At 63.3% G+C, this 9,796-nt stretch carries 8 protein-coding genes; 4 read left to right on the top strand and 4 right to left on the bottom strand.

What is annotated here, in order from left to right:
- Window positions 1-280: 280 nt before the first annotated feature.
- On the bottom strand, window positions 281-1,429 hold the full coding sequence (locus Q8S60_RS07600) for a citrate synthase/methylcitrate synthase (protein ID WP_305277062.1): 1,149 nt from the start codon (window positions 1,427-1,429) through the stop codon (window positions 281-283).
- Window positions 1,430-1,603: 174 nt separating this feature from the next.
- On the opposite strand from Q8S60_RS07600, the gene Q8S60_RS07595 reads away from it, so the two are divergent.
- The gene (locus tag Q8S60_RS07595; protein WP_305277060.1) at window positions 1,604-2,824 is read left to right on the top strand and encodes a citrate synthase family protein; all 1,221 of its coding nucleotides are present in this window, start codon (window positions 1,604-1,606) and stop codon (window positions 2,822-2,824) included.
- Here Q8S60_RS07595 and Q8S60_RS07590 read toward each other — a convergent pair.
- Window positions 2,800-4,023, bottom strand: a complete 1,224-nt coding sequence (locus Q8S60_RS07590; protein ID WP_305277058.1) for an ATP-binding protein — start codon at window positions 4,021-4,023, stop codon at window positions 2,800-2,802. The two genes, Q8S60_RS07595 and Q8S60_RS07590, sit on opposite strands and share 25 nt — an antisense overlap.
- A 171-nt stretch (window positions 4,024-4,194) precedes the next feature.
- Here Q8S60_RS07590 and Q8S60_RS07585 point away from each other — a divergent pair, with 171 nt between their 5' ends.
- Window positions 4,195-4,872 carry an NAD(P)H-binding protein gene (locus Q8S60_RS07585; RefSeq protein ID WP_305277057.1) on the top strand — a complete coding sequence of 226 codons (678 nt, stop codon included), beginning with the start codon at window positions 4,195-4,197 and terminating at the stop codon, window positions 4,870-4,872.
- Window positions 4,873-4,981: 109 nt separating this feature from the next.
- A complete protein-coding gene (locus Q8S60_RS07580) occupies window positions 4,982-6,238 on the top strand; it encodes an MFS transporter (RefSeq protein ID WP_305277055.1) in 1,257 nt (418 codons plus the stop codon).
- A 25-nt stretch (window positions 6,239-6,263) separates the two neighbouring features.
- Here Q8S60_RS07580 and Q8S60_RS07575 read toward each other — a convergent pair whose 3' ends face one another.
- A complete protein-coding gene (locus Q8S60_RS07575) occupies window positions 6,264-7,772 on the bottom strand; it encodes an NAD(P)/FAD-dependent oxidoreductase (protein ID WP_305277054.1) in 1,509 nt (502 codons plus the stop codon).
- Between the two features lie 193 nt (window positions 7,773-7,965).
- Between Q8S60_RS07575 and Q8S60_RS07570 the strand changes: the two genes are divergently transcribed.
- Window positions 7,966-9,192, top strand: a complete 1,227-nt coding sequence (locus Q8S60_RS07570; protein WP_305277051.1) for an MFS transporter — start codon at window positions 7,966-7,968, stop codon at window positions 9,190-9,192.
- Between the two features lie 198 nt (window positions 9,193-9,390).
- On the opposite strand, the gene Q8S60_RS07565 is transcribed toward Q8S60_RS07570, so the two are convergent.
- A partial coding sequence (locus Q8S60_RS07565) for an enoyl-CoA hydratase-related protein (RefSeq protein WP_305668467.1) occupies window positions 9,391-9,796 on the bottom strand: 406 nt, incomplete at its 5' end.

Raw genomic sequence — 9,796 nt, 5'->3', positions numbered from 1 at the left:
TCCCAATTCAGAATGCGCTGTCCGAACCGCGTCCCGGCATCGAGCCCTTCCGCCAGCACGCGGCAGACACGTGCCGTGAACGGCGAGCCCAGATGTTCGCAGGCCAATGCCTGGCGCAGGAAGTCGTTGCGGATGAGATCGGACATTCTCGTTTTACCTTCGACGTCATTGCGAGGAGCGAAGCGACGAAGCAATCCAGGGGCCGCATGTTCGGAGCTCGCCGCCCTGGATTGCTTCGCTTCGCTCGCAATGACGAAATAAAATCAATATACGGACTATCTCAAGCCGCCGCCTCGTCCTCCGGCCACTCGCCGACATAGCGCGACTGCGGACGGATGGGGCGCCCCACGCGCTCCTGCTCCATCACATGCGCCGTCCAGCCCGCGATGCGCGACATGGCGAAGACGCTCGTCACCGCTTCGCGCGGAATGCCCAGCGCCTCCAGCAGAACGGCGGTGTAATATTCCATGTTGGTGTCGATCCGGTTGCCGGGCTTCGCCTTGCGCAACGCCTTCAGCGCCGCCACCTCCACGTCGCGCGCGAAGAGCACGCGCTCATTGCCGTTGGTGAGGATCGTCACCGCGCGGTTGAAGACATCCGCCCTCGGGTCGCGCACGCGGTAGACGCGGTGGCCGAAGCCCATCAGCCTTTCGCCTTTCGCGATTTCCCGCGTCAGCCAGGGCTCGATATTCTCGCGCGTGCCGATGTCGTCCAGCATATCGAGCACGGGGCCCGGCGCGCCGCCATGGAGCGGGCCCTTCAGCGCACAGAGCGCGCCCACCACCGCCGAAATTGTCCCCGCCCTTGTCGATGCGATCACGCGCGCCGTGAAGGTCGAGGCGTTCATGCCGTGATCCGCCACCGTCACGAGATAGGCGTTCAGGGCTTCGACCTCCGCCGCGCTCGCCGCTTCGCCTCTCAGCATGCGGAGGAAATCTTCCGCGTGGCCCGATCTCGCGTCCGGCGCCACCGGGGATTTCTTTTCGCGCGTCCGGCAGAGCGCCGCGGTGAAAACCGCCGCCGCACCGAGGGCACGGATATGGGCGGGGATATCTCGCGCCGGCCCCTCCGCCGGCTCGTCGCTCAGCATCGACAGACCGGTCCGCAGACCCTCCGTGACAGTTTCATGACAGTTCAATGACAGAAGGCCGGGGACAAGCGCGAAGGCGGCCTCGCGGGCCCGTCCCAGGTCGCGCCGGACGGCCTCTTCCGAGGGGGCGTTTTCGAGCCCCGCCGCGCTCCAGAGCGCCGCCGCCGCGCCCTCGAAATCGTGAGCCTTTACAAGGTCTTCGACCTCATACCCGGCCACGATCAGCCGCCCCGCTTCGCCGTCCACATGGCTCAGCATGGTCTCCGCCGCGACCACATTATCGAGGCCGCTGGAGCTTGCCGCACGGGGCTCCGTGCTCAGGATCGTTCTCTCGGACATCGTCCATCTCCTTCTTCATGCCTGCCGAAAACTCAATCCGGTCAATGGCTTGACGGCGGTTTGCGGCGGCGTTGCCGCGCGGATCGCGGCTCACTGTCACAATTGAAGCTGGGGGAAGGTTGATTGTCAGTCAATCTTGATTAAGATAATCAATACATAAATCGGGAGCGGAAAATGGCGGAATTGCCCGAAAGCCTCTACCTCACCGCGCGCGAAGCTGCGGCCGAGCTCGGTATTTCGCTCGCCACCCTTTACGCCTATGTCAGCCGCGACATGATCCGCTCAGAACCGGTGCCGGACAGCCGCGCCAAGCGCTACCGCGCCGAGGATGTCAGGGCGTTGAAACGGCGGCGTTCCGCCGAAAAACCGGATGCGGCTGCGGGGTCCGGCACGCTCAGCTTCGGCCTGCCGGTGCTCGATTCCGCCATCACCCTCATTGCCGACGGCCGCCTCCACTACCGCGGGTCGGACGCCACCGCCCTCGCCAAAAGCTCGAATCTCGAGCAGGTAGCGGCACTTATCTGGGGGTGCCGCGACGTGCAGCCCTTCACCAGGGACGCCGTTCTGAAGCCGAGCGATCGTCTCAAGGGGCTGGCGGCGGAGCTGGCGCGCACCTCGCGCATCGAGCGGTGCCTGTCATTGCTACCATTAGCGGCGCTTGAGGATGCCGCCGTCTACAACATGACGGATCGCGGCCTCGCCACCACGGGCGCGCGCCTGCTGCGCTATGTCGCCGCCGTCATCGCCGGCGAGGCGCCAAGCGACAAGCCCGTCCACGAAGTTCTCACCCGCGCCCTCACGCAAGGCGAAAAGCCGGCCTCCGAGCTTATCCGCGCCGCACTCGTCCTCTCCGCCGATCACGAGCTCAACGCCTCCGCCTTCACCGTCCGTTGCGTCGCGGGCACGGGCGCCACGCTATATGCAGCAGTGCAGGCCGGCATCTGCGCGGCGCAAGGTCCGCGTCACGGCGGCTTGTCGGGCCGCGTCGAGAGCCTCCTGCTCGACATGTCGAACCGTCAGGATGTGGAAGATGCGGTGCTGCAGCGGCTGAAGGACAACGATCCCGTGCCGGGCTTCGGCCATCCCCTCTATCCGGACGGCGATCCGCGCGCGGCGGCGCTTCTTTCGATGGTCGCGGAGAAGTATGGCGACGACGCTAACTTCCTGCGCGCACAACGGATTTTCCGCGTCATGGAGGAAGCGGGCGGCCTCAAACCCAACATCGATTTCGCGATCGCGACCGTCGGCGCCGTGCTCCATCTGCCGCGCGGCGCGGGCCTCAGCATCTTTGTCCTCGGCCGCACCGCCGGCTGGATCGGCCACGCCATCGAGCAGTACCGCACCGGCCTGATGATCCGCCCCCGCGCGCGCTACACGGGCGAGGCGCCGCGCTGAGCCGCCCTCGAGCGCAAGGGCCTCTCCCAGACGATGCGGGAGGCCGGCAGCAGCGCATGGGCCCGCGTGCCGCGGCCTAACTCGCTCTCCAGCCACAACTTTCCGCCATGCGCCTCCACCATCGCCTTGGTGAGCGACAAGCCGAGGCCCGTGCCCGCGCGCGTCCGCGTGAAGGAATTCTCCACCTGCTCGAAGGGCTCCATCACCTTCTCCAGCATGTCGGGCGGAATGCCGATGCCGGTGTCCTCCACGGTGACTTTCAGGCCTTCCTCGCCGCACGCCTCGTCGGGACCGCACACGCAAACCGCGAGCGTGATGCACCCCTCCGGCGGGGTATATTTGATCGCGTTGGACAGAAGATTGATGAGAATCCGGCGGATATGCTGCTGATCGGCGTGAATGAACGGCAGGTCGTCCGCGATATCGACGCGCAGGCTGAGCCGTGCATCGGCGATCGATTGTCTCAGCATCCGCAGGATATCGACGCCGATATCGAGCGGATGGAACGTCGTTTCCCGCAGTTCCACATGGCCCGACTCGATCTTGGCCATGTCCAGCAACTCGTTGATCATGTTCAGCAAATGAAGCCCGCTGCGATGGATGTCTTCGACATACTCGCCATAGCGCGCGGGCTGCAGCTCACCGAATGTCCTGAGCCGCATGAGATCGGCAAAACCGATAATGGCATTGAGCGGCGTGCGAAGTTCATGGCTCATGCCCGCCAGAAACTGCGTCTTGCTCCGGCTCGCCGCCTCCGCGCGGTGGGTCTCCTCCTGCAAAGCGGCCGCGCGCGCCGTCGCCAGATCGGCCATCACCAGCATCAGCTTCGTCGTGTCGCCCATACCGCCGTAAAGGCCGCCTTCCGTCACAACAAAGGGGCGCAGCACCGGATTGCCGTAACTGTCCTGCGAGCGCACGTCGATCGTTTCACAGCTCATCCCGCCTTCCACCGTCACGAGGTCTCGCTGCATAAGCCGCGCGACCGGGGTTCGGCCATAAAGTTCGGGACCGAAAGGGCGGGCATAATTCTGCAGGAAATCCTGCCTGCCGATCAGACCGATGGGCTGCCCGTTCCGGGTGACCGGAATGTTCTGCGTTTCGGGCTCCGCCAGGAGGCGGTCGAACACCGCAGCGCAACTGGTCTGTTGCGATATGGGCGGCACAAGTGTCGCGAGATCGCGTGCTTTAGGTGGCGTCATTGAGGCACCGGAACTGATTACAAACCGAGACAGCGGATGCACTTAACCGGGCACCCGCTTAATAGACCCTGAAAAGCCTTGCTCAGCCGCGCAAAGTTCACGGAAACGTCACGAAAGCGGGGCGCGGGCCAGCGCGTGTTATAATTCTGAAAAACAATATCGGAGGCGGGCATGAGCAGCGGCAGACAGGCAATCGTCGCAGGCGGGACGGGACTCATCGGCGGTTTCCTGCTCCGTCATCTGGTAGCGGATCCTCGTTATGCGCGCGTCGTCGCTCTCACGCGGCGCCCGCTTGACGACATCGCCTCGCCGAAGCTCGAAAACCTCGTCACGGATTTCGATGCGCTGGAACAATCCCTTGCGAACAAGGACTTGACGGTCGACGACGCCTATTGCGCGCTCGGCACCACCATCAAGATCGCAGGCAGCCAGGCGGCCTTCCGCAAAGTCGACCACGACTACATCCTCGCCTTCGCCAAAGCCGCGAAGGCGCGCGGCGCGAAACGTTTTCTGCTCGTCTCTGCCATCGGCGCGGATGCGAAGTCGCAAATCTTCTATTCGCGCGTGAAAGGCGAGACTGAACAGGCAATTGACGCGCTCGGCTTTGATGCGCTGCACGTCTTCCGCCCCGGCATGCTCATCGGCTCGCGCGCAGAAAAGCGTCCCGTCGAGGAGATCGGCGCGGTCGTCGCTCCGTTCTTCAACGCGCTCATGCTCGGCCCCGCCCGGCCCTATCGCTCGATTCCCGCGGAGACCGTGGCCGCCGCGATGGTCGCCGCCGCGTGGAACGATATCCCCGGCCGCCAGATTCACACCTACGATGAAATGGAACGTCTCGCGGGGGTTTAATTTCGCTCCGTTGTGATAGAGTTCCAAAAATGAATGCACTCGGGGAGGAGACCGCAATGGCGGTTGGCGGCCAGTTTTTCGAAGAATCCCCGTTTAACGGCCCGCGCCCATGAACGAGGCGACTCCCTTTCCGCCGGAACCGGGCGCTGCCCTTGCCGCGCGCCAGCGCCGTCTGAGGCTTTACCTCGGCGGGCAGGCGAGCTGGTTCATCAGCCTCGGCATCCAGTTCGTGATCTTTCCGTTTCTGGTGACGCAGGTACTGCACGAGCCGGCCGTGCGCGTCGGCATCGCGCAGATGTCGCTGATGGCGCCGGCGCTGCTTTTCATGCTGCTTGGCGGCACCGTCGCCGATCACAGCGACGCGCGGCGCATCCTCATCCGCGTGCATCTCTTCGCGGCCGTGCCGCCGCTCGTTCTCGCTACGGTTTTCCTGACGGGGCACCTGACCTACGCAACCCTGATCGTTTATGCGCTGGCGATGGGCACGCTGGGCGCCTTCGCGATACCGGCGCGCGACAGCGCGCTGACCCGCGTCGCGGAAACGAATATCCAGCAGGCGGTGACGCTTGCGATGGGCATGCAGATGGGGTCGCAACTCGTCGGCATGCTGTTCGCCGCACTCGCAGCCATTACCGGCACACCCGCGCTGCTGTTCTTTCAGGCCGCGATCATGCTCGCCGGTTTCTGGGCGGCGCTGAAACTCGAGCCGCTACCACCGAGAAATCACGCCGCCACCATGGGCCGTTTCGCGCAGATCGTGGACGGACTGAAATCGGCGGCGGAAACGCCGATCGTGGCCACGGTCATCGCGCTCAATTTTGCGGTGGGCCTGTTCTATGTCGGCAGTTTTCTGGTCGTCTTGCCGCTGATGATCCGCGACATCTATCAGAGTACGCCGAGCGAATTCACGCTGAGGTTCGCTCTCATCAACATCTGCTTCTGGGGCGGCACGATCGTCGTCAACCTCGCGCTTCTGCGCATCGGCCATGTCGGTCATCGCGGGCGGATGATGATGGCGTCGCTCTCATGCGGCCTCGTCATTCTTGCCGTATTTCATTTCGCCATGCCGTTCTGGCTTCTCTGCCTTCTGGTTTTCCTCTGGGGCATGGGCGCCGGTACGACAATGACGATGGGGCGCACCATCGTTCAGGTGGCCGCATCCGACAGTCACCGCGCGCGCGTCCTCGCCGCCTACCAACTCGGCTTTTCGGGCGGCGCGCCGGTGGGCGCCCTGATAATGGGATTGCTCGTCGGCTGGCTCGGCATTTTCGATGCCGTGCTGGTACCCGCGACGATCATGATCGGAATACTGGCGTTGCTCTACTTCTTCTCGCCGATCTGGAGCTACAGGGCGGCGGCGGACTGACGCCGAGGCGTCAGTCCATATCCGTTCAGCTCGCCAGACGTTCCGGTTCGCGCTGCAGCTTGCCGCTCGCACCGCGTGCGGGATTGGAGAACTCCATCACACCATCCTCGATCTTGCCCAGCCGCAGGCTGACGATGTCGAGCGCATAATTCTGGTAGAGCTTCCACGGTTTCTTCGAGCCCTGCTTCGGGAACTTGTCGAGCGAGCGCTGGACATAGCCCGAGGAGAAGTCGAGCCAGGGCTCTTCCTGAACCGTGGGATCGTTCTGCACCGGCGTCGCCTGCCGCATGCCGGTCGCGTCCATGTGGTTGATCAGGCGGCAGACATACTCGCAGGTGAGGTCGCATTTCAGCGTCCATGAGGCGTTCGTGTAGCCGAAGGCCGATGCGAGATTGGGCACGCCGCTGTACATCATGCCCTTGTAGCTCATGGTCTTCGAGAACTCGACCGGCTTGCCGTCGACGTCGATCTCGAGACCGCCCAATACCTTCAGGTTGAGGCCCGTGGCCGTCACGATGATGTCGGCCTCAAGCTCCTGGCCGGATTTGAGCTTGATGCCCTTTTCCGTGAAGGTTTCGATGTGGTCAGTGACGACGGAAGCCGATCCGTTCTTGATCGCGTCGAACAGGTCGCCGTTCGGCACGAGGCAGAGGCGCTGGTCCCACGGATTATAATTCGGCGTGAAATGCGTCATGATGTCGAAATCGGGACCAAGCTGCTCGCGCACGCCGCGCATGATCATCCGTTTCGCGCGGTCCGGATTCTTGCGGCACATGTTGAAGAAGAACATGCCGAGCAGCACGTTCTTCCAGCGCGTGATGCCGTAAGCCACCTTTGCCGGCAAATTGCGGCGGAGCCAGTTCGCGATGCCGTCTTCGGCCGGCCGCGACACCACATAGGTCGGCGAGCGCTGCAGCATGGTTACGTGCGCGGCCTTCTTCGCCATTTCCGGCACGAGCGTCACCGCCGTCGCGCCGCTACCGATCACCACCACGCGCTTGCCGGAATAGTCGATGTCTTCCGTCCACTTCTGCGGATGGACGACGCGGCCATGGAAGCGGTCCGCGCCGGGGAAGTCGGGGGTGTAGCCTGCTTCGTAGTCGTAGTAGCCGCTGCACATGAACAGGAAATTGCAGGTGAAGCGCACGGTTTCCTTCTGCGGTCCCCTCTGCGCCTCGACGGTCCAGACGGCATCATCCGTCGACCATGAGGCATGCTTCACGAAATGACCGAAGCGGATGTGACGGTCGATACCGTTTTCGCGCGCCGTCTCCTTCACATAGCTCAGGATGTTGGGACCGTCCGCGATGGCCTTAGCTTCCGTCCAGGGTTTGAACGAATAGCCCAGCGTGTACATGTCCGAGTCCGAGCGGATGCCGGGGTACCGGAAAAGATCCCAGGTGCCGCCCATGCTCTCGCGCCCCTCGAGGAGCACGTAGCTTTTGCCGGGACAGTTCTGCTGAAGGTGGTAGGCCGCACCGACGCCGGACAGGCCCGCACCGACGATCACCATATCGAAATGTTCAAGGGTCATGGAACCGCTCAACTCCCGCTTTACGTAGGGCCACACTGGCCTCTTGGCGCTATTCTGTAACCTCTCGCGCCGCAAAATGCACTCCGTATTCTACGCACACGGGATATCGCGGGCTCCGCCTTACTTTCAGACGCCCTGCGGGCCCTCTCCATAGTAAGGTTCCCGAACAAAAATGGCTGTCGGGGATTCGCATATGACACCGCCCGCGCGGGACCACAGGGCCGACCACCGCTGGTATATGGCCGGTTTGTGGGGGTATTTTCTGGCGGGCGGCATTCAGGGGGTGCTGTTTCCGTGGATCATTGCGTTCGTTCTGCATGAAAGCTCCGACCGCGTCGGCATTGCGCAGATGTTCTCCATGCTCCCGATGCTGCTGCTCGGATTGTTCGGTGGGGCGGCGGCGGACAGGACGGAGTTGCGCGGCCATCTGATGCGGCTGCAGGCCATCGCCACGATACCGCCGCTGGTGCTCGCGGTGCTGATGTACAAAGGCATCGTCAACTACGAAATCATGATCCTCTATGTGCTCGCGCTGTCGTCGCTCGGCGGCTACATCATGCCCGCGCGCGACTCCATGCTGTCGCGCGTTGCGATGCAGAGTCTTGGCGGCAACATACAGCGCGCGGTTGCGCTCGCCATGAGCGGACAGTTTCTCGGGCAGGTCGGCGGCTACCTGCTCGGCAGTCCGGCCGAATATGTCGGCGCATGGCCGCTGCTCATCTTGCAGAGTTCGCTGCTCGCCTTTGCCGCCTTCACGACGTCGCGCCTTGCCCCTTCGCCGCCTTCGCCACGCGAAAGCCAGCGCCGGGCGCCCTTCCGCGACGTGAAGGAAGGATTGCTGGCCGTGTGGCAGCACGATCGCATCCGGCCCGTGCTGCTGTTGATGTTCTTCTCCGGCATTCTTTTCATGGGCGTCTTCATGGTGCTCTTCCCGATCCTCATTCGCGACGTCTATCACGGCAGTTCGCGCGAGATCGGTTTCGTGTTCATGTCGTTCTTCGGAGGCATCGGCATTTCGTCTTTCCTGTTGTCGCGGCTGCGTCCGATCAGACGGCAGGGACGCGCGATCATGCTTGCCATGTGCACCGGTTCGTTCGTGATGGTGCTCGTCCATTTCGAACCGCCGATATGGGGCGTTTTCCTGCTGGCGCATGGATGGGGACTGGCCGCCGGCATTTCGATGAGCCAATCGCGGGCGATCGTGCAGGAATGCGCGTCGGAGACGATGCGGGCACGGATGCTGGCGGGGTTCAATCTCGGCACGATGGGCGGCGGGCCGATCGGTGCGGTATTTATAGGCTATCTCATCAAGTGGGTCGGGCCGCTCAACGCGGTGCTTGTGCCATGCGGAGCAATGATATTCCTGTGGCTTGCGATCTATGCGCTGACGCCACTCTGGAGGATGGAAGCGCCAAGATAATTTCAATCCCTGTACGGATCATGTCCCCTCTCCAAAAGCGGGGATTACTTATTTTCCGGGGATAAGGGCGCCGACTGTCATCGTACTGTCATGAAACTGTCATGACCGGAAAACGGGCTTGCCGGAGGCCGGCATGGCGACGCCGCCCCGGGGGACTTATCCCCGGAGCGGCGCATGGCAAGTTCGTAAAGTTATCCCCTATTCGTATTTCCGTTCTTCCCACCACGGGAAGAAGGAGGGCATATCTTTCGAGACGGTGCAGGGATAAGTCGCGGGACGCTTCTCGAGGAAGGACATGACGCCCTCCTTCGCATCCGCGCTCGCGCCGCGCGCGTAGATGGCGCGGCTGTCGATCTTGTGGGCTTCCATCGGATGGTCGGCACCGAGCATGCGCCAGAGCATCTGGCGGGTGAGGGCGACGGAGACCTGGGCGGTGTTGTCGACGATTTCCCTCGCGAGTTCACGGGCGGCGGGGAGGAGGTCTTCGGGTTTGTGGAGCGAACGGACGAGGCCGCCTTTCAATGCTTCCTCGGCGCCGAAGACGCGGCCTGAGTAGGTCCACTCCAAAGCCTGGCTGATGCCGACGACGCGGGGCAAGAAGTAG

Origin of the sequence: Parvibaculum sp. (assembly GCF_030694575.1) — a bacterium.
Lineage (GTDB): Bacteria > Pseudomonadota > Alphaproteobacteria > Parvibaculales > Parvibaculaceae > Parvibaculum.
This window is presented reverse-complemented; position numbering and strand designations above follow the sequence as displayed.

Coding starts and splice junctions, on each gene's coding strand:
- Q8S60_RS07600 (WP_305277062.1), bottom strand. CDS start 1,429: ATGTCCGAGAGAACGATCCTGAGCACGGAGCCCCGTGCGGCAAGCTCC.
- Q8S60_RS07595 (WP_305277060.1), top strand. CDS start 1,604: ATGGCGGAATTGCCCGAAAGCCTCTACCTCACCGCGCGCGAAGCTGCG.
- Q8S60_RS07590 (WP_305277058.1), bottom strand. CDS start 4,023: ATGACGCCACCTAAAGCACGCGATCTCGCGACACTTGTGCCGCCCATA.
- Q8S60_RS07585 (WP_305277057.1), top strand. CDS start 4,195: ATGAGCAGCGGCAGACAGGCAATCGTCGCAGGCGGGACGGGACTCATC.
- Q8S60_RS07580 (WP_305277055.1), top strand. CDS start 4,982: ATGAACGAGGCGACTCCCTTTCCGCCGGAACCGGGCGCTGCCCTTGCC.
- Q8S60_RS07575 (WP_305277054.1), bottom strand. CDS start 7,772: ATGACCCTTGAACATTTCGATATGGTGATCGTCGGTGCGGGCCTGTCC.
- Q8S60_RS07570 (WP_305277051.1), top strand. CDS start 7,966: ATGACACCGCCCGCGCGGGACCACAGGGCCGACCACCGCTGGTATATG.